The sequence below is a fragment of the Oceanobacillus sp. FSL W7-1281 genome, from assembly GCF_037969835.1.
Taxonomy (GTDB): domain Bacteria; phylum Bacillota; class Bacilli; order Bacillales; family Amphibacillaceae; genus Oceanobacillus; species Oceanobacillus oncorhynchi.
Genome location: NZ_CP150214.1, coordinates 2,425,529 through 2,444,496 on the forward strand (window position 1 = coordinate 2,425,529; position 18,968 = coordinate 2,444,496).

The 18,968-nt window shown below is 39.0% G+C and carries 20 protein-coding genes; 1 reads left to right on the forward strand and 19 read right to left on the reverse strand.

All coding sequences use genetic code 11. The annotated features are described in order from the left end of the window. Positions 1-19: 19 nt before the first annotated feature. From MKX55_RS12090 to MKX55_RS12125, 8 genes are all read right to left on the reverse strand, one after another. Positions 20-994: a YpdA family putative bacillithiol disulfide reductase gene (locus MKX55_RS12090; protein ID WP_339177284.1), complete on the reverse strand. Its 975-nt coding sequence runs from the start codon at positions 992-994 to the stop codon at positions 20-22. Positions 995-1,204: 210 nt separating this feature from the next. Further along, entirely contained in the window at positions 1,205-2,488 is a 1,284-nt protein-coding gene (locus MKX55_RS12095; RefSeq protein ID WP_339177287.1) for a Glu/Leu/Phe/Val dehydrogenase, read from the reverse strand. A gap of 152 nt (positions 2,489-2,640) precedes the next feature. Then, positions 2,641-3,228: a genetic competence negative regulator gene (locus tag MKX55_RS12100; protein WP_332093701.1), complete on the reverse strand. Its 588-nt coding sequence runs from the start codon at positions 3,226-3,228 to the stop codon at positions 2,641-2,643. Positions 3,229-3,496: 268 nt separating this feature from the next. After that, the gene (locus MKX55_RS12105; protein WP_339233055.1) at positions 3,497-3,775 is read right to left on the reverse strand and encodes a hypothetical protein; all 279 of its coding nucleotides are present in this window, start codon (positions 3,773-3,775) and stop codon (positions 3,497-3,499) included. Positions 3,776-3,785: 10 nt separating this feature from the next. Next, entirely contained in the window at positions 3,786-4,352 is a 567-nt protein-coding gene (locus MKX55_RS12110; RefSeq protein ID WP_339233056.1) for a type II CAAX endopeptidase family protein, read from the reverse strand. 1 nt (position 4,353) lies between these two features. Beyond that, complete coding sequence (locus MKX55_RS12115) at positions 4,354-5,892, reverse strand: RecQ family ATP-dependent DNA helicase (RefSeq protein WP_339233057.1); 1,539 nt, start codon at positions 5,890-5,892, stop codon at positions 4,354-4,356. A 3-nt stretch (positions 5,893-5,895) separates the two neighbouring features. Further along, positions 5,896-6,933 carry a helix-turn-helix domain-containing protein gene (locus MKX55_RS12120; protein ID WP_339233058.1) on the reverse strand — a complete coding sequence of 346 codons (1,038 nt, stop codon included), beginning with the start codon at positions 6,931-6,933 and terminating at the stop codon, positions 5,896-5,898. 45 nt (positions 6,934-6,978) lie between these two features. Further along, on the reverse strand, positions 6,979-7,710 hold the full coding sequence (locus tag MKX55_RS12125; protein WP_339177301.1) for a YkgJ family cysteine cluster protein: 732 nt from the start codon (positions 7,708-7,710) through the stop codon (positions 6,979-6,981). Positions 7,711-7,975: 265 nt separating this feature from the next. Here MKX55_RS12125 and MKX55_RS12130 point away from each other — a divergent pair, with 265 nt between their 5' ends. Continuing rightward, positions 7,976-8,260 carry a hypothetical protein gene (locus MKX55_RS12130; RefSeq protein WP_339177303.1) on the forward strand — a complete coding sequence of 95 codons (285 nt, stop codon included), beginning with the start codon at positions 7,976-7,978 and terminating at the stop codon, positions 8,258-8,260. A gap of 46 nt (positions 8,261-8,306) precedes the next feature. On the opposite strand, the gene MKX55_RS12135 is transcribed toward MKX55_RS12130, so the two are convergent. The 11 genes from MKX55_RS12135 to MKX55_RS12185 form a co-directional block, all read right to left on the reverse strand. Continuing rightward, positions 8,307-8,816, reverse strand: coding sequence for an ECF transporter S component (locus MKX55_RS12135; RefSeq protein ID WP_339177306.1), 510 nt, complete (start codon positions 8,814-8,816; stop codon positions 8,307-8,309). Between the two features lie 3 nt (positions 8,817-8,819). Beyond that, positions 8,820-9,257: a DUF4430 domain-containing protein gene (locus MKX55_RS12140; protein ID WP_339177308.1), complete on the reverse strand. Its 438-nt coding sequence runs from the start codon at positions 9,255-9,257 to the stop codon at positions 8,820-8,822. A 207-nt stretch (positions 9,258-9,464) separates the two neighbouring features. Continuing rightward, entirely contained in the window at positions 9,465-11,219 is a 1,755-nt protein-coding gene (locus MKX55_RS12145; RefSeq protein WP_339177310.1) for an ATP-binding protein, read from the reverse strand. Continuing rightward, a complete protein-coding gene (locus tag MKX55_RS12150; RefSeq protein ID WP_339177312.1) occupies positions 11,219-11,935 on the reverse strand; it encodes a response regulator transcription factor in 717 nt (238 codons plus the stop codon). Before MKX55_RS12150 ends, MKX55_RS12145 begins: the two co-directional genes overlap by 1 nt. Positions 11,936-12,131: 196 nt before the next feature. Then, positions 12,132-13,322 carry a c-type cytochrome biogenesis protein CcsB gene (gene ccsB / locus MKX55_RS12155; protein WP_339177313.1) on the reverse strand — a complete coding sequence of 397 codons (1,191 nt, stop codon included), beginning with the start codon at positions 13,320-13,322 and terminating at the stop codon, positions 12,132-12,134. A gap of 36 nt (positions 13,323-13,358) precedes the next feature. Further along, on the reverse strand, positions 13,359-15,002 hold the full coding sequence (locus MKX55_RS12160) for a cytochrome c biogenesis protein ResB (protein ID WP_339177315.1): 1,644 nt from the start codon (positions 15,000-15,002) through the stop codon (positions 13,359-13,361). 25 nt (positions 15,003-15,027) lie between these two features. After that, positions 15,028-15,606 (reverse strand): thiol-disulfide oxidoreductase ResA, encoded by a 579-nt coding sequence (gene resA / locus MKX55_RS12165; RefSeq protein WP_339177317.1) that lies wholly within the window; start codon positions 15,604-15,606, stop codon positions 15,028-15,030. 66 nt (positions 15,607-15,672) lie between these two features. Next, positions 15,673-16,407, reverse strand: coding sequence for a pseudouridine synthase (locus tag MKX55_RS12170; protein WP_339177319.1), 735 nt, complete (start codon positions 16,405-16,407; stop codon positions 15,673-15,675). A 255-nt stretch (positions 16,408-16,662) separates the two neighbouring features. After that, positions 16,663-17,193: a spore maturation protein gene (locus tag MKX55_RS12175; RefSeq protein ID WP_339177321.1), complete on the reverse strand. Its 531-nt coding sequence runs from the start codon at positions 17,191-17,193 to the stop codon at positions 16,663-16,665. Beyond that, positions 17,193-17,783 carry a nucleoside recognition domain-containing protein gene (locus MKX55_RS12180; RefSeq protein WP_339177324.1) on the reverse strand — a complete coding sequence of 197 codons (591 nt, stop codon included), beginning with the start codon at positions 17,781-17,783 and terminating at the stop codon, positions 17,193-17,195. The genes MKX55_RS12175 and MKX55_RS12180 overlap by 1 nt, the downstream gene beginning before the upstream one ends. Next, positions 17,776-18,801, reverse strand: coding sequence for a D-alanyl-D-alanine carboxypeptidase family protein (locus MKX55_RS12185; protein WP_339177326.1), 1,026 nt, complete (start codon positions 18,799-18,801; stop codon positions 17,776-17,778). Before MKX55_RS12185 ends, MKX55_RS12180 begins: the two co-directional genes overlap by 8 nt. Positions 18,802-18,968 lie beyond the last annotated feature (167 nt).

Consider the following 18,968-nt stretch of genomic DNA (forward strand, 5'->3'; position numbering starts at 1 on the left):
TCTGTTCCAAAGCATTTCATTATCTGGAGCAGATAGATGCAGCAATTTGCTCTCCATGAAAACGCCCATTTTCAATAAATACTTTGTTATTATCGTATCCTGCAGCTACTACGCCGGCAATATATAAATTTTTCACATTTGTTTCCATCGTCTTCTCATCATGTACAGGCTTGCCATTTTCCAGATTAATCTCCACCCCGGCTTGCTTTAACAAGCTATAATCCGGACGATAGCCAGTCATGGCAAAGACAAAGTCATTCTCAATCGTTACTTCCTGCCCGTCTTTTTCATAAGTTAAATGCGTATCGGTTATTTCTGTTACAGTTGCGCCGAAAGCCATATCCACTTTCCCATTTCGGACAAGTGATTCAAACTCTGGCAAAATCCATGGCTTAATACTTTCCGAATAGATATCTCCACGGTAAATGACGGTAACATCTGCCCCGGCTTTATGCAGTTCCAGCGTCGCATCTACAGAAGAGTTCTTGCCGCCGATAACGGCAACCTTTTGATTAAAAAATTCATGTGCCTCTTTAAAATAATGGGTTACTTTAGGCAATGATTCTCCAGGGACATCTAAGTAGTTAGGCTGGTTATAATATCCTGTAGCCATAATTACTTTTTCCGCACGATATTCATTCTTATTTCCATTATTTTTAACGGTTTTCAAGAAAAAATGTTCTTCATCCTTTTCAATAGACACTAATGTTTCAAACGCATTTACACGCAGTTCATTTCTTTCGGCAACCTCCCGATAATAGACCATTGCCTGATTACGCACCGGCTTTTTATTTTCAGAGATAAATGGGACCCCGCCAATTTCTAAACGGTCACTTGAACTAAAAAACGTTTGGTGAGTCGGGAAGTTACTGATTGTCTGAACAACATTTCCTTTTTCAATTAATAAAGGGTTTTCGCCTTTTTGCTGAAGCTCTAATGCACATGCCATTCCGCATGGTCCAGCTCCAATAATAATAATTTTTTCGTCTAGCATTTCTTATCCTTCCTTCATCCATCACTTAGAAAAACGATTCATCCGCTATCAATCAGAGAATCAATCGCTGATTTATTCTATATTATCACGTGAAAATTTTTCATTTACTATCGTACAACGAAGCAGACTGCATCGCAATACAAAAGCTTTTCTTCTACACAAATAAAAAACTCTTATCATGGAAGAGTTTTTTATTTATTTCCTTATGAATTAAACCCAGCCTCTAAAACGGGAAGCTTCAGCCATTTTCCTTACACCTATCATATAAGCTGCCAGCCGCATATCGATTTTTCTTGTTTTTGCCATATGATATATATTGTTAAAAGAATTAATCATGATTTCATGTAATCGTCTGTCGATTTCTTCCTCTGTCCAGTAAAAGCCCTGGTTATTCTGTACCCATTCAAAGTAGGATACCGTAACTCCCCCGGCTGATGCCAGAACATCCGGAACAATGAGGATATCCCTGTCAGTAAGAATCTTCGTTGCTTCCATTGTCGTCGGACCATTGGCTGCTTCAACAATAATCGAGGCTTTGATATTATGTGCATTATCTCTTGTAATTTGGTTTTGTACCGCTGCCGGAACAATAATATCACAGTCCAGCTCAAATAATTCTTTGTTTGTAATCGTTTTATCAAATAGTTTAGTTACGGTTCCAAAACTGTCGCGGCGATCCAGCAGATAATCAATATCTAAACCGTTCGGGTCATGTAATGCTCCATAAGCATCTGAAATTGCGACAACTTTTGCTCCTGCATCATGCAGAAATTTAGATAGAAAGCTTCCTGCGTTCCCAAATCCCTGAATAACGACGCGGGCTCCCTTGATATCGATGCCTTTCTTTTTCGCTGCTTCATTTAAAGCAATCGTTACCCCTTTAGCTGTTGCCGATTCTCTGCCGTGAGACCCGCCGAGAACAATTGGTTTTCCGGTAATAAAACCAGGATTATTCAATTTATCGATTTTACTATATTCATCCATCATCCATGCCATGATTTGTGAATTTGTAAATACATCTGGAGCCGGGATATCTTTTGTCGGACCGACAATCTGACTTACCGCCCGAACATATCCGCGGCTTAAAGCTTCCAGTTCTCTAAAAGACATTTCCCTCGGGTCACAAATGATACCGCCTTTTGCTCCGCCATAAGGCAAATCTACAATTCCAGCTTTTAAACTCATCCATATCGAAAGTGCTTTCACTTCTGTTTCTGTAACATCCGGATGGAAACGAATGCCGCCTTTTGTCGGGCCGATTGCATCATTATGCTGGGCTCTGTAACCGGTAAAGACTTTCACCTTTCCATCGTCCATGCGGACTGGAATACGAACAGTAAGCATACGCAAAGGTTCTTTTAATAAATCAAAAACTTCTTCAGGGTAACCAAGTTTATTTAATGCGGTTTCCACAATAGATAACGTTGAATTTAACACATCCGTATTTTCTTGTTTTTTAGCTTGGGAAGCATCTCCTGCTTTATCGCCTGCCATTAATATTTACCCCCTACCATTATATCAATGTTTTACTCACTCATGGTTTAGTATACACTTTCATACAAAATATGCAATGAAAGAGGCGACCGGCTGGATGAGAAGTTTTTAATCAAACAATGCGCTTTCTGCTTCCCCATTTGTCCATCCTTTTAGGAAGCAAAATAGTGATTGATTTTAGCTATTGCGTCGCTTTTAAAAATAATCTTGCCATATTCCTGTAAACGATGGGAAGTTAAGATACTTGGATGAGCAAATTCTGACATCAGTCCTATAATATTTTCCTTATGCCGCGCTGTTTGCACATAAGGATCCAGCATCATAAAATAACGGTTCTCCATAAAATACACATTCGATTCTTTGATGTGCATATTCGGTAAATAACCGGCCACAGCAATTACATCTTCAAAGTCATCAAATGAAAATATAAGCTCTTTACTTTCATCAAGTGTCACTTTCATTTCAATATATTCATCATCTATTTCAATATCGGCATCGTCGTATTGATGGGTAACAAAAATATGCATTCCCTGAGCTTGCATGAGATGCACCTGTACAAGTAACATTCCTTCAAACTCCATTCCCAGTTCACTGCTTGCTTCGTACATCATATCACTAAACAGCGTACGAACATTAGATGCATCATGCCACAAGTCCTCACGGGTAAATCCTCTTTCTATTAGATCATCGAACGTGAGAAAAATTTTAAACTGGTCTGTTGAAATTCGTTCGATCCGCATACTGCATCCCCCTTATCTTCTTCACTTTTGCAACAAGTATTTATATTAATATATGCACTATTTTCAAATGATGAACATAACCTGCTTGTATCGTTTTGAAAATGGGTTATAAATGAGCATAGCGTTTATTTATTATATAAACCTGTTTATCACAGAGATAAGCAAAAACTTCTGGTGAATGAAGTTTCATTATATATATTCTTCCTATGCTTGTACATTTATTATAACATTTTATGTGATTATTGAATGATATGATGCTTGTCTTAATTTAAGTAAACCAAAGAAAGACACCGGCAAGTGCCAGAAGAACAACAACCATGAAAATAAAACGCAGTAATGGAAGATTCAGTTTCCAGCGCATTTTATGGTTGCCTTTATGTACTTCATTTCTTGGAGGAAGATTCAATATATCTATTTCAACAGATGCCTGTTCCAATTGTTCTTCCTCATCTGAGCCTGCTTGTCCGGTTTCTTCCGGTTTATGTTCTGTTACATCTTGAATAGCTTGTCTTAATGCTTCTGCCTGATCATTTTGTTTGGAGCTCAATGCCATCACCTCATTTGTTTAACCGTATAACTAAACCAAGTAGAAAGTCAATAAAAAAATGCATGACAATAGGTACAATTAAATTAGCTGTATGTTCATAAACCCAGCCGATATAAAAACTTAAGGCTAATACAGCGGAAAATAGAACAGGCTTCTTCATATATCGTATGTGGACGGCAGCAAAAAGAATACTTGCAAATACATACCCAAAAGTTGTCTGGACAACACCTCTAAATAGAAGTTCCTCACAAATGGCCACCGTCAGCGTGAATATAAAAATAAAACCAATCGGCTGATTTTTAAATATAAGCTCATTGATTCCGCCATCATCCCACCACTTTTTGGGCATTGTATACACGATAGCAATTTCAATCAAAACAATCATAACAGCAGATAAAAAACCAAAGATAAAAATTTCCTTTGTATCCCATTTGAAAAGGTGCATCCAATCGAAAAAGGAATCGAAAAGGAAAAAACTCAGGATTATCGCTATCAGGAATAATAAACCTTGTGAAAAAAATAATTGAATCCTTCGCTCTTTGACGGACATTTGCTTTAACAGGTCACATTGTTTCATCTTATACCTCTTCCAAATGTAAAATTCGCTGAAGTTTTTTACGCCAGTTCACAGGATAAGAGACTTCTGCAGTTTTGAAAGACGATGAAGGCATCCACTTGCTCCAATCAAATCCGCAATTGCTGCAGCATTGATCAGACGGCTTCTCAAAACCACTTTGAAAAGGCTGGTAAAGTGTTTCCCGCAAACAATTCTTTGTCTGGATCCATTGATACAATTCATTGAGCTTCTTGTTTTTATATAACTGCCTTTTCTCCAGATAGTTCATGACATTAACTCTAACCTGCTTCCATTTCTCTTCATCTATAAACCATTCATTATCGCGAAGGAGCCCATGCTTTTGGAGTTGTCTTTGAATAAAACGTGCTGCTCCTTCGTTGATATCCAAAAGCATATGCAGTTGTTCTGGAGACGGTAAATCCTTATGCTGACGCTGAAGGGCAACAATCGTCGAAACCAGATGGTCTATATTTTCTATCGCCGGCAGCTCATTTTTCACCATGTTCGCAGATAGTCGAAAATCGCCTTTTTGATAAAGAATCATACCGACACTGGATTTACCATCTCTCCCAGCTCTGCCTACTTCTTGAATATATGACTCTATCTGAAGCGGGAGATGGTAGTGGATGACCAGTCGTATATCGGGTTTATTAATTCCCATTCCAAACGCACTTGTACAGCAGATGATATCAATATGATTACTCATAAATTGCTGCTGGACCCGCAGGCGCTCTGCTGCTTCCATTCCACCGTGGTAATAGGCAATATTTCGTTCCGGATGCTTGGCGGCCAGGGACAAAGCAATCTCCTCTGCAGCCTGTCTGCTTGTAAAATAGATTAATGTGGGAACAGCATACGATGCCAAGATTTCTGTAATGCGTTTTAATTTTTCTTGGTCATTTTCTGCTTCCTCTACACAAAAAGCAATATTTTTCCGATCCATTGGATAGATATGCTTTTTCATATCCGGTTTATGCAGGCTCTGGATAATGTCTCTTTGCACGTCTGGAGTTGCTGTAGCACTCAGCGCTAATACCGGCGGATGATTTAATGCTGCTATTGCTTCATGCAGCCGCTGATAATCAGGCCGAAACTCGTGTCCCCATTGTGAAATACAATGCGCTTCATCGACGACAAACAATTTAACAGGCAGCTGTTTCAAATAATTTAAATGTGTACTTTTCTGCAGCCACTCCGGCGAAACATAGATAAGCCGGTAAGCGTCTAAATTTTTTAATATTCTCTGCTGTTCTTGAAAAGGTAAAAAACTGTTTAAAGCAATTACTTCTTTAAAGGAAGCCGCTTTTAATTCCTTTACTTGGTCGACCATTAAAGAAATGAGCGGTGATACAACAAGGGTGATACCGTCTAACAGTTTTGCAGGAAGCTGATAGCAGATAGATTTTCCGGAGCCGGTAGGCAATACGCCGAGGACATCCTCTCCACGCAGGACATCGGAAATGATTTCTTCCTGTCCCTGACGAAAGAAATCATAATTAAAATGTTGATGCAATGCTTCTTCTAAGTGAATAATTCTCACCCCCTATTTGTTATACAAGACCAGCGCCAAGCGAATTTGAAAGTAACTGATATCCGGATGAACATTATTTTTAATTTCTTTTAAACGATAGGTTTGCTTTTTATGTACAACTTCTTTAATTTCTTCATAAATCGTTGAATCTAAGTAATCAAAAAAAGGAAACGCTTCTTCATGCATGGCAATCTCCACAAAATGATCCTGTATCGTATTTGCTTTTAACCGGCGAATTTGCATGATTTCGTTAAAAGTATGCTGTTTTTGCAATAACCGGTATGTAGATTGTGCTGTCTGGCTCAAAGGCGTATCCGCAGTACCCAAGTTTTTAACGAAAAGCTTAAGCATCGAATACTCTTCGCCATGCTCCTGTACGTATAATAAATGATAAAACACCTTCTGCAAGGTTAAATAGCAATCTGGAATAGACTGCTGATAATCTTGAGAAAGCTGCTGTAAACTGCTTCCATAGGAAGAAAAACTCGTCAGACGGTCAATAAACATCGAGGCCTCCAAATCAGACAACATCGATAAGGCATGTTCTAATTCCTTATACAGCTGCTGCAGCAATTCCATGGAACGATGTTTATATTGTTTATAAAAGCCTTTTACAAATTGTTCGATTTCGTGATTATCTGTAATAGGAATGAATCGATATTCGTTCTTAGCAATGTTTGTAAAGGTCTGAATGAAAAGCAGAAACCGCTGCTTGAAGGGCTCAATTATATTTTTGTAAGTCGAACCATAAAAACCAGCAAGGGTTGTTTTATTGGCTGTAAGCCACGCCTGTCCTTTTTTTGTTATTAGCAGCCTCTGCTCATCATCCGCCAGCAAATAATTCCTCTCCAGTAATTGTTGCAGCTGTTGATAGTAGTCCGTCTTCATTAAATCAGGATAAATGCCATAGTAATCAGCAATATGATAAAATCTGGCGTCCTGTATAGTCTGAATGGCTTTTTTCCCGATTAAAAGATTGTAAACACTGGAGGTTGTACGCTCTTGATTTATTTTTTGGAAACATTCGATAAGAATCCCTTGAAAAAGCATCCTGACACCACCATTCATACGAAAGCATTCTCTAAAAAAAGCCTGTCATACAGACTCTTTCATCCAATTGATTAATAAATCCTCTTGATACAAATCTCCAGGATAATCCATTTTCTCTATCCTGTCATTTTCATAAAGATATTGCAATAATTCATTCATTGCCCCCATATATTCCTGATACAAAAATTCATAACTGATGGTTTCCTTAGGCATGATATTATCCGCACAGACTTTGGGATTCGTATAATTCACATAGGTTCGACACGGCAGCGGGCGTACTTCATAGACCATACAAGCATTCGTTTTCAAGTTCAAAAATGGACATGGAAGCTGCTCTTTTTTGTATTTATATTTTGCATCTGAATCAGAAACGATATCAATGCCACTTAGCTGCTCTACCTTTTCTTCATAAACTTGATAATATTCGCTAAGGTGATTTTCAATAAAATGCTTTCGATCTGCAGGCATTTTAGAAATGGCATCTTTTATCAGCATGGCTTCCATCTTATTTGTAATAATTGGAAAGTAGCAGCAAAAAGCACAGCCCATTTGACATGTTGGCATAAGATCAGCTGTCGATTCCATATCACTGATCTCTTCACTTACCGCCTGAAGCAGCTGAGCGAATGCTTGAGCAATTTTATCATCCGCTGACACATCTTCTTTATCCAGGATACCATCGACGATTTCATCAAATCGTTCCTGATTTATTTCATATTTTGCATTTATCTCCTCACATTTGAGCAGAATTTCTTCATAGGTTAAAAATGTAGGCATATGTTTGACTCCTGTTTTTAAATCTTAAAAGTTCATTTAATTTCATAGAAAAGTATATCACGAATGGATGGATGTTTATATATGGAGAGCAAGAAATGATACTACTTTCAAAAGACTTTTGATTCTTCATATGTTTACTGTACAGAGATTAGGGAATTAATTAAATAAAATCAAAATATTCTTGATAAAAATGAAGTTACTATATAATCTTCGAAAGTTGAGTTAGTTAGTAATATTTCTTGAGGTCTAAAGGCAGGGGGTAACTATGGTAGTTATTTTGACGGTGGCTCCTAACGATATCTTTATTGGCACTTTGGTATATCTCATCATGTTCGTATATTATTTCTTAGCCTTTGCTATTTTATCTGCATTTTTAATCAACGATAAGAAAAAAGCGAATGTTTTCATTGCTTTAATAACAATTGGCTTTTTCTACTCCTTCACTAATTTACTTCAAACTTCCATTATCTTCGCGATGGCCAGCTTAGCGACATGTATTTTCTTTATTATTGTTCTATCTGTCTGGTACAGGAAAAGAAATAAACAGTAAAACGACCGAAAAGGCTGCCGTTTTGCAGTTTTCGGTCGTTTCCCGGTTAATCCTTTATTCGAAATCTATTTTTGGCATATCTTTGAAGTAATGCATGAAGCAATGGATATAAAAGAGTGACAAACACTGCATTACCAATTGCATGTGCTGTGTCAAAAGGAAGTCCGGCCAAATAATATGGCCAAAAATATCCTGTTACCTGATACGTGGTTAAAGAAATAATAAATCCGTAAAAATAACCGCTGACCACAGAAAAAATAATTATAAAAATAAATGGTACTCTTTTCCAAGTGATCCCCATGATACCTGCGATTAAGCCAATGATACACCATGAAATAATTTGCCACACAGTCCAGATTCCCATTCCAAGCAGCATATTAGAAAGAAATACTGCTAATATTCCTAATATAACAGCTGACATTGGCCCAAGGAAAATACCTGTTAAAATAATAATTGCGGTAACAGGCTGAACATTAGGGATAAATTGAAACGCATATCTGCCTACAACAGCCAGTGTTGCAAGGAGTGCAAGTAATGTCAGCTTGTATGTGTTCATTTCTTATTCCATCGATTGTAAATCAAAGATAATTTCTTCGCCGCCATTCAATTCATATTCTCCAGCGCCGACTTCTGCCGCTTCACCATCTACAAAATACATCCAATATTTTCCTTCATCTGCATCATCTGACACACGTTCAATTGAAGTAATAAACCCGCTGTCTTCCTCCACGTAGAAAGCATCCTTCATCACATCCAGCAGAATATCTCCTTCTTCTACTTGTACGACCTCTTCTGATACATTCTCGTTTCCTTCATCAATCGTTATCGTTATACGTACTTCATCTTCGGCAAGTTCCTGTGCCTCTCCGCTTGACTCATTGGTGCTTACCGAAGTATTAGAGCTTTCATTTTCTTCAGCTCCCTCATCATTACCACATGCCGCAAGAAAAACGAAGGATAACAGCATAATACTAAAAAACTTCAGCCACTTATTCATTTCTTATCTCCCCCCCTATAGTCAGCTCCATATTATTTCGTAAAGAAAGTCTGACCGGCTGTATACCTATATCAATTCCCTGTCCACTGCCATTTCTTTACTTTAATATATAGAGCTGGAGAAAGAGAAGGCATGCCATCTGGGGCAACCTTCCCATCTTTCAATAGATATTTAAATATACCGTTATATTATCATACCTTTCCTTTTTTAGGAATGTTTCATAGGTATTTCAAAACTAAAAGTTGTGCCGATATCCAGCCTGCTTCTTACTTGAATTTTCCCTTGATGGGCTTCAATAATATTTTTAGCAATAGAAAGTCCCAGGCCAGTTCCCTGTTTCTCTTTCTTCACTCTTGATTTATCCGCTTTATAAAAACGTTCAAAAACAAATGGCAGATCCTCTTCCGGGATGCCGCTGCCGTTGTCCTCTACCTCCACATGAAGGAAATCGGAATTACTCAGCGCATGTACTTCTACTTTTCCGCCCTTTTCCGAATGACGAATTGCATTATCGATCAAATTGGTCAATACTTGTTCGATACGATCCGCGTCCATCTCCCCAATTTGTTCGTGCATATCTAACGCTAAGGAGAGTTCCACTTCGTTATCCTGGGCGATACCTTGAAATTTATGAACAATACGCTCTACAAAGGCCTGAACGGCAACAGAATCAACATGGAGCTGGATTTGCCCTGCTTCCATCCGGGCTAAATCAAGTAATTCATTGACCAGTCTGCCCATCCGGAGCGACTCCTCGTAAATAATTTTAGCCAGTTCATTCTTGTCTTCTTTTGTTTCAGCAATATCATCAACGATCGCTTCACTATACCCTTGAAGCATCGAAATAGGCGTGCGTAATTCATGCGAAACATTTGCGATAAAGTCCTTGCGCAATTTATCCAGACGGCGCTCTTCTGTCATATCACGGATAACAGCGACACAGCCGCGGACATGAGATTCATCATATAAAGGAGTAACCAGCATCACATAGTTCCTTCCTTGTAGAACAGACTCCTTTAAAACCGCTCTTTCTTCGGCAATCACTTCATTAAGCGCATCCTTGAGTTTTGTCGGAAGCTGTCTTTCTTTATGTTCTCCCTGGTTATGCTCATAATTCCAGTTATCTAAATACGCTTCTGCAGGCGGGTTGATGACAACAATTTCACCATCTCTGTTCAATGTAAAGACACCATCGGCCATGGAGCTCACAATACTTGACAATTGCTCTTTCTCCTGCCTCAAAGCTTGAATATGATAATTAAGCTGGCTTCCCATCCGGTTAAATTCAATCGCTAGATCACCAATCTCATCCCGTGTCAGCACAGGTACTTTTGTGTTGAATTCCCCGCGGGTCAAATTATAAGCAGCCTCCCGCATTTTGATTAACGGTGCTGTAACCCGGGATGATAAAAATACGGCAAAAAAAGTTGTTAAGAGAATAGCAATTCCGCCGCTCAGTAAAATCAGCTTGGTTGTCTGATCTCTTGTTTCGTTAATCATATCCAATGATTTAAATACAAATACTGCCCCGCCGTTCTCTAAGGGAGAGCCTACCGAAATAACCTCATTATCGTCCACGACCAATCCTTGTGAACTCTGTGATGCCACCTGGCTGGTCAAGTTTTGTGCTTCTGCATCGTTTATTATCCACGATTCATTAATAAAATCCAAATCCGTATCCTCAGTGCCCGAAATCCACTGTTCCTCATCAGCATAATAAATGACAACACGGCTGGAAGGATCTCTCAGCATTTCTGTTGCATCCTCAATAAATTCCGTATCATAATCTGAATCTACCAACGAAGAAATTTTCTCAGACATTTGTGACATGTCATTTTCAGCTTCTTGTATATGATAATTTTCAAAGAACTGCATTAAAAAAAACATCAATACACATAAAACAAAAGATACTAATAATAAAATTGTTAATGATAACTTTCCGACAACGCTTTTCCAAAACATCAGTCTTGTTCAACCTCAAATTTATAGCCGATTCCCCATACCGTCACAATCATCTTCGCAGCTTCGGAAGAAACAGAATTTAGTTTTTCGCGTAGACGCTTCACATGTGTATCGACTGTACGAAGATCGCCAAAGAACTCATATTGCCATACTTCTTTTAATAATTGCTCCCGGTTAAATACTTTATCCGGGGAATTTGCCAGAAAACAAAGCAGCTCATATTCCTTTGGTGTTAAGCTGACTTCCTGATTATCTGCTGTAACCCGGTGTCCATCATGGTCAATAGTCAAGTGTGGAAACACTAATAGATTTTTGGCAGTCGTATCGGATTGCTGATAATTCAAGTTAGAAACTCTGCGCAGAATCGCTTTCACCCGTAATACTGCTTCTCTCGGGCTGAATGGCTTCACAATATAATCATCAGCGCCTACTTCAAATCCCTGCACACGGTTCGATTCTTCTCCGCGCGCTGTCAGCATAATAACCGGCGTATCCTTTTCTTTTTTCAGCTCCTCACAAACTTGGATGCCATCCATTTCCGGCATCATAATATCCAAAATAATCGCACTGTAATTATTTTGCAACGCCATTTCTAACGCCGTCTTTCCATCTGCCGCTTCATCTATTTCAAAATCTTCTTTTTCTAAGTACATTTTTATTAAACGTCGAATTCTTTCTTCATCATCTACTACTAATAGTTTCTGTGTTTCACTCATTTACATTTCACTCCTCATATCAACTCTAATTAGCATTATAAACGAACCTGTTTGAAAAGTTAAGGAATTAAGAGCATTCCTCTCTTTTGCAGCACATATTAAAGTTATAGTCATAGAAAAAAAGAATTGCTACCAACTGCGTGATAACAATTCTCTTTTTATCGCAGATCCTGCCTGCAATCTTCCGCGTCCTGTATTATGCGTAAGAGTGTAAGCTGGCAAGGACCAGGTTTACGACAATCAAATTAAACATAATGATGGCAAAACCGACAACCGCGAGCCAGCCTGATTTTTCCCCATGCCAGCCTCTGGATAGCCGCAAATGGAGAAATGCTGCATAAAAGAGCCAGGTAATTAATGCCCAGACCTCTTTTGGATCCCAGCCCCAGAACCTTCCCCAGGCAATCTGGGCCCAAATCGCAGCGAAAATCAATCCGCCTAAAGTAAAGACAGGGAAACCGATCGCCACTGAGCGATACATAATTTCATCCAGCATATCCGGTTTGACCCCTTTCAGAAGGGGCTGCAGTCTTTTCCCGATTCGTTTGCGGGAAATTAAAAAGGCAATTCCATAAATAATACTTCCTCCAAAGAATGACCAAATCACCGTATTAAATTTTCTGCCTGCATCATCGCCATGCATCCAGCCAGGCACTTCAAACCACGGACTCATAACATTTTCCGATAATAACGTGCTGTCCTGAGGGGCTGCAATTGGCGGAAGATGATATTCTGCCACGGTTTGCTGTCCGTTTCCTTCCACCTCAAAGGTAGCTTGATAAGAAACAGCATTAAATATGCTTGTCATGACAATAAATCCAACAAATAAAAAGATACCATAAATAACTAGTTCCAGCATGGTATTACGCATTGTTGCTCTGGTTTGGTCAATCTGACGAATTAAATACATTAATCCGGCAACAAAGCTGATAAATAAAATGCCCTGTGCCAAAGATACTGTCGAAACATGAATAGGGAGCCAATAACTTTGTAAAGACGCTACCAATGGCGCCACATCTGACGAGAACATACTTGCATATGCAATAATAATCGTAGCCAAAGGTAAAGCAAATACCCCTAAAAACGCTGTTTTATAGTAGATGTAAATAATAATAAATGCTAAAATCATCGACATCCCTAAAAAGGTTGTAAACTCAAAAAGGTTACTAACCGGCGCATGACCGGTCATCACCCATCTTGCTATAAAGTATACGAGCTGCGAAGCGAAACCAATTATTGTAATAACTAAACCGATAGTCCCTGCTTTTGTTTTCTGATGACGCTCGTTTTTATTTTGACGAATTGCTCCTCCAAAAAAGAAGGTGGCAACCAAATATAAAAGAAAAGCAATAAGCAGGGCGGTACTGCTAACACTGTATATACCCATTCATTTACCTCCGATCCTTTCTCTACCATTTCATTTTTACTCGTCTAACTCCTGCTGGTCTTCTACCATAGTAACATTCGTACCTTCTACCGCTTTTTCAATATCACGTTTGATTCCGAACCAGTTTTTGTTTGTATGAGCTGCGAGAAGCAATGTGTTGTCCTTTTGCTTATTAATCCAAATACGCCGGTGCTGCCAGTACATTCCCTGAATAACCCCAATCATAAAGATCATAGCACCAATTAAAAAGAAAGGAAGTGTCCGATCGGAACTAACTGTAATACCGCTGACATCCCTGAATTCCACACCGTCAATTGCTACTTTGTATTGATTTTCTCCTGTAGCATCTACATTCATACCGATTCCAAGAAAGCTGACCTCTCCTTCTTCTGAGTCAGGAGGGTACACAGTCACTACAAATGCCGGATTTCTAGGATAGTCTGTTTCTGAAGCCGGTGTTCCTTCTTCCGTCATAATATAATCTGGATAATAATTCGTTAACTCTACCTGGAAACCGCTGTCTAATTCATACACCCGGTCTGGATTAGTTAAGTCAATCGTGAAAGAACCTAGAGATTCTTGCGTTTCATCATCTTCTTCATGAATATAAAAAGTCATATTTTCAAATTCATTTAACTGATAACCTTGTTGGTATAAGGTGTATCCATCAAATTTTGCCGGATTATTCATTTGGATTGAGTAATCAAGAATTGGCTCCAGCTCCGGTTCAGCACCAACGACGTCCGCATTCGTTGCTTCATAAATAACAACATCGGTCTGGAAATTCGTTGCAATTTCATCATCAACGGACCCCTCTTGAAAACCGTCTTCTCCTTCTCCATTGTGTGTTTCCACAATAAAGTCTTTATTCTCTATGTAATACTGGTTATCTGTGCCGGGGATAACTCTCTGCTCCCCTTCACGAAGCCACATATAATCTTCAGAGAACATGATAGGCGTTGTACGCAAAATAGCTGCAATTAATACAATGATTAAACCAATATGATTTACGTAAGGGCCCCACCTTGAAAACCGGCCTTTTTCAGCTAATATATGGCCATCTTTTTCTGTTATTTTATATCTGGAATTCTTTAAACTCTTTACCAGCTTGTCTACATCCGCATCGGCTGCATTAGCTGATTCACTGTATAATCGCTGTCTGGATAAAAACTTCTTATGTTTTTTAGGCTTCTGGTGTTTTAATGCCCGGTAAAGCGGTACAAAACGGTCTAAGCTGGCGATGACCAGCGATATACCTATTAACGCGATTAAAGTGATAAACCACCAAGAACTGTACATATGATGGAATCCTAACTGATAATACATCAACCCTAAAATACCATACGTTTCTTCATAAAAAATGGCAGGATCTCTTGATACAGCATCCTGCGGGATGAATTGTTCCTGCGGATAAATCGTACCCATAATCGAGGCGATTAACGCTAAAACAATCAGCCATACCCCTACTTTTACAGAGGAGAAAAAACTCCAAATCTTATCAATGATTGATTTCTGATATGTTTGTGAACGGCGGGCACTGCCATCATATCGCATATTCAACAATTTTTTATCATCATTTCCGTCAATATGCTGATTTCCCTCTACCGGTTTTCCGCACGCTTCACATAATACGGTACCTTCAGGATTAATGTGGCCGCATTCACATTTTATTTTATTCATTGTCTGCCCCCATTCTCATGGATTATCATGATGCATCCGGTGTGATTGCGTCTAAATGCCCCTCTAATCTTTCTAATGTCAAAGCTCCTTGGACAACCTCATTTATCGTACCATCCGGATTAATGAAGAAGGTTGTCGGCATCGGCCTGATTCGATACAAGTCTCTGACATCCGAATTTGTATCATGCGGAATAGCGAAAGTCAATCCATAATCTTCAATAAAATTATCAATAACTAATTCAGTTCCATCTAGACTGACTGCTACAATTTCAACGCCTTTTTCTTTGTATTCCGGATACAATTCCTGCATATACGGCATTTCGTCTTTACACGGTCCGCACCATGTTGCCCAAAAGTTTAGCATAACCCCTTTGCCTTCGAAATCGCTGAGCTGTGTAATATCTTCATCAACAGCGTCATTTACTTGAGTCAATTGAAAATCAGGAGCAGCGTCGCCTGCACGGTATATCTCATCCTCGTCCTTTGAATTTGAAAATAGTGCAAATATGACTGCGCCCACCAACACAACTAATATAGAAGAACGAAAAATGAAGCGATTTCGTTTCTTTTTTTGTTTTTGAATATCTCTTGCTTCCCTGCTCATGGTTTTCCGACCCCCTTTCCCAACTCATTATAACATTGACTAAAGCGTTTAAATTTGAATATTATCTTACAATTTTGTGGACATATTCCGAAGCTGATTGACTTCTTTCGGCGTAAGTGCTCTATATTCACCAGCATTTAATCCGTGCAGTGTCAAAAAGCTATATTGCTCACGCTTCAGTTTCATTACTGGAAAGTCAATCGCTTCCAGCATTCTGCGCACCTGTCTGTTTTTGCCCTCATGCAGCGTCAATTCAATAATGGAAGTTTTCTTTTCTTTGTCATTGGAGAGCATATGAACATCGACAGCTTTTAATTTCTCTCCGTCAGATACAACACCCTTCCGTAATTTTAACAATTCCTTTTTATGAGGAATACCTTTGATTTTTGCTACATACACTTTATTAATCTCTTTACTTGGGTGCATCAGCTGATTGGCAAATTCCCCATCATTCGTTAACAGTAATATTCCTGATGTGTCATAATCCAGCCGGCCTACCGGAAAAATGCGTTCTTCGACTTCCGGAAGAAAATCGGTAACTACTTTTCTATTTTTATCATCTTTCACGCTGGAGATGACTCCTCTAGGCTTATACAGCAAATAATATACAAATTCCTCTTTTTCAAGCGGAACCCCATTTACCTCTACTTTATCCTGGGAGGTTACCTTTACCCCCATCTCTGTGACGATTTGATCATTTACTTTTACTTTTCCATCAAGAATCAATTGCTCAGCCTTTCTTCTGGATGTCACTCCGCTTTGAGCAATAACCTTTTGTAATCTTTCTTCATACTTTGACATATAAATCTCCTATCTTTTTCTTTTATTTTCCCCAAAATGGATAACATGCTGTAACTGATATCCAATCTCCAATCCATGTATCGCTTTCTTATATTATACTATTTTCCCTTGTTATACCTAATAATCTGCTGTTTTCACAAAAATAAGAAAGCCTATGATAAAGATATTTTTTTTGCATATCTTCATCATAGCCTTATTTTATCTGTTAGGAAAGTATAATTTTAGGGAAAAGGTATCTCCACTTCAGCTGATTATTTACCCAAACATCATTGTAACAAGAAATACGGCTGCAAGTATAGCAATTAAATCAGCTAATAATCCGGCCTGCAGTGCATAACGAATTTTTTTAATACCGATTGCACCGAAATAGATGGTAAGTACATATAAGGTAGTATCCGTGCTTCCCTGCATAACCGAAGCAATTGTCCCGATAAAAGAATCCGGCCCATAGGTGGCAATGATTTCAGTTGTCATCCCTAACGCTGCAGTTCCGGAGATTGGACGGATGAGTGCAAGGGGTAAAACTTCTGCAGGAAAACCGATAAAGGCCAGCAGAGGAGATAATACATCTACAAATGCATCTAACGCCCCGGAGCTGCGCAATATCGAAATAGCAGTAATCATTCCTACTAAAAAAGGGAGTAAAGAAACAGCTGTTTTTACGCCTTCCTTTCCTCCTTCCACAAACAAATCATATGCTGGTAATTTCTTAATGCTTGCTGCTATCATAATGATCAAAATAAAACAAGGAATCATCCAAATACTAATTACGCTGATAAACCCCATTATGATTTCCTCCACGTACTCTTATAATAAAAAAACCGATCAATAATCAGCCCGGCAATGGTACCAATACAGGTAACCAATAACGTCACTCCGACAATTTCAGTTGGAGAAGCAGAATCGTATTGCATCCTGATACCGATGACCGTTGTGGGGATTAATGTCAGTCCGGTGGTATTTAAAATAAGGAAAGTTATCATTGAACGAGATGCTGTTTCTGAATGCTTATTTAGTTTTTTCATTTCCTCCATTGCTTTAATTCCTAAAGGGGTAGCAGCGTTGCCCAGCCCAAACATATTTGCAGTTAAATTAGATAAAATATAGCCCAACGCTGGATGATCCTTTGGTATTTCCGGGAATATTTTCGTAATAATCGGACGAAAAATTTTGGCAAGCCCCCGTAAAATACCCGCTTCTTCTGCAATACGCATCATCCCCAGCCAAAACACTAAGATACTGATCAATCCTATAGCTAACGTAACTGCCTGTGCAGCACTTTCAAAAATAGCTTCGTTCACTGCTTCCATATTGCCTGAAAACATTGCATAAATAATTCCAATGGCAGCCATGCAGATCCAAATCCAATTAATCATTTGCATCCCACCTTATTATCGAATGAAATACATGCATTACCTCACTCAACAAATCTTCCTCTTGGTGCACTTGATGCGCATTGCTTGTCTGAAGCGCCGGCCTGTTTTGTTTGAGATAAACGTCCTTTGCCCAGTCATCATGCCTATTTTTATAAAGCGGCACCTGGACAGTTTCACTCGATGTACCCCTATTTGTTATCGCTTCCCCGTTCTTATCAACCTCTGTCATTTCAAATTGGTCAAAGCCCCACTCAAACATCGAAATATGATCCTGCCAGTCGTCTGGAGCATCCAGTGTTACTGCAATTAACTCCATTCCATCCTTCTCCGCAGTGGTAATAAGCGTCCGGCCTGTCTGCTTGGTGTACCCTGTTTTCCCTCCAGTACAATATTCATAAAAATAGGTCAGCAGCTTGTTTTTATTTTGCCAGTGGTACGTCCTGTTCTCCGATAAATAACTGGTTTCCCCGCTTATCTCTTGAAAAATTGGATTTTCCATTGCATATTGCATGAGAATCGCCATATCATGAGCGCTTGAATAATGTGTATCAGAATCTAACCCATGCGGATTATCAAAGTGTGTATTCTCCATCCCCAGCCATTTAGCCTTTTCATTCATTAAATAAACGAATCCTTCTTCACTTCCGCCAACATGCTCCGCAATCGCTACAGCAGCGTCATTACCTGAACGGAGCATCAGTCCATACACTAAATCTGTCAGCGTCATCTTTTCGCCCTGCTCTAGATAAATTGATGACCCTTCTGTATAAATGGCATTTCTGGAAACCGTCGCCTGTTCATTCATTTTTCCAGACTCCACAGCAATAATTGCAGTCATTATTTTGGTAATGCTTGCTATGGAAGCTGGTTCCTCTGCATTTTTTTCAAATAAAACTCTGCCTGAGGACTGTTCAATTAAAATAGCATGCTGTGCGGATACATTTACCGCAGCATGTCCATGAATTGGGAATGATAAAAAACTAATGATGATGACAATTATCCATATAAACAAACGCATCAGCTTGGCTCCTCCTCATTAAACACTGCATTATTTCTAACTCCTTGTCTGCCAGCCAGTCATAACATGCTTCTTGTTTATTTATATGTGAGGAACAAGCTATTATGTATATTAGGGACGAAAAAAACCTTACAGATAAGCGGGAATCACTTATCTGTAAGGTCTTG

Excerpts from the sequence above, each read along its gene's own strand:
- MKX55_RS12090 (WP_339177284.1), bottom strand. The coding sequence starts at position 994 with ATGCTAGACGAAAAAATTATTATTATTGGAGCTGGACCATGCGGAATG.
- MKX55_RS12095 (WP_339177287.1), bottom strand. The coding sequence starts at position 2,488 with ATGGCAGGCGATAAAGCAGGAGATGCTTCCCAAGCTAAAAAACAAGAA.
- MKX55_RS12100 (WP_332093701.1), bottom strand. The coding sequence starts at position 3,228 with ATGCGGATCGAACGAATTTCAACAGACCAGTTTAAAATTTTTCTCACG.
- MKX55_RS12110 (WP_339233056.1), bottom strand. The coding sequence starts at position 4,352 with ATGAAACAATGTGACCTGTTAAAGCAAATGTCCGTCAAAGAGCGAAGG.
- MKX55_RS12120 (WP_339233058.1), bottom strand. The coding sequence starts at position 6,933 with ATGCTTTTTCAAGGGATTCTTATCGAATGTTTCCAAAAAATAAATCAA.
- MKX55_RS12125 (WP_339177301.1), bottom strand. The coding sequence starts at position 7,710 with ATGCCTACATTTTTAACCTATGAAGAAATTCTGCTCAAATGTGAGGAG.
- MKX55_RS12130 (WP_339177303.1), top strand. The coding sequence starts at position 7,976 with ATGGTAGTTATTTTGACGGTGGCTCCTAACGATATCTTTATTGGCACT.
- MKX55_RS12135 (WP_339177306.1), bottom strand. The coding sequence starts at position 8,816 with ATGAACACATACAAGCTGACATTACTTGCACTCCTTGCAACACTGGCT.
- MKX55_RS12140 (WP_339177308.1), bottom strand. The coding sequence starts at position 9,257 with ATGAATAAGTGGCTGAAGTTTTTTAGTATTATGCTGTTATCCTTCGTT.
- MKX55_RS12145 (WP_339177310.1), bottom strand. The coding sequence starts at position 11,219 with ATGTTTTGGAAAAGCGTTGTCGGAAAGTTATCATTAACAATTTTATTA.
- MKX55_RS12150 (WP_339177312.1), bottom strand. The coding sequence starts at position 11,935 with ATGAGTGAAACACAGAAACTATTAGTAGTAGATGATGAAGAAAGAATT.
- ccsB (WP_339177313.1), bottom strand. The coding sequence starts at position 13,322 with ATGGGTATATACAGTGTTAGCAGTACCGCCCTGCTTATTGCTTTTCTT.
- MKX55_RS12160 (WP_339177315.1), bottom strand. The coding sequence starts at position 15,002 with ATGAATAAAATAAAATGTGAATGCGGCCACATTAATCCTGAAGGTACC.
- resA (WP_339177317.1), bottom strand. The coding sequence starts at position 15,606 with ATGAGCAGGGAAGCAAGAGATATTCAAAAACAAAAAAAGAAACGAAAT.
- MKX55_RS12170 (WP_339177319.1), bottom strand. The coding sequence starts at position 16,407 with ATGTCAAAGTATGAAGAAAGATTACAAAAGGTTATTGCTCAAAGCGGA.
- MKX55_RS12175 (WP_339177321.1), bottom strand. The coding sequence starts at position 17,193 with ATGGGGTTTATCAGCGTAATTAGTATTTGGATGATTCCTTGTTTTATT.
- MKX55_RS12180 (WP_339177324.1), bottom strand. The coding sequence starts at position 17,783 with ATGATTAATTGGATTTGGATCTGCATGGCTGCCATTGGAATTATTTAT.
- MKX55_RS12185 (WP_339177326.1), bottom strand. The coding sequence starts at position 18,801 with ATGCGTTTGTTTATATGGATAATTGTCATCATCATTAGTTTTTTATCA.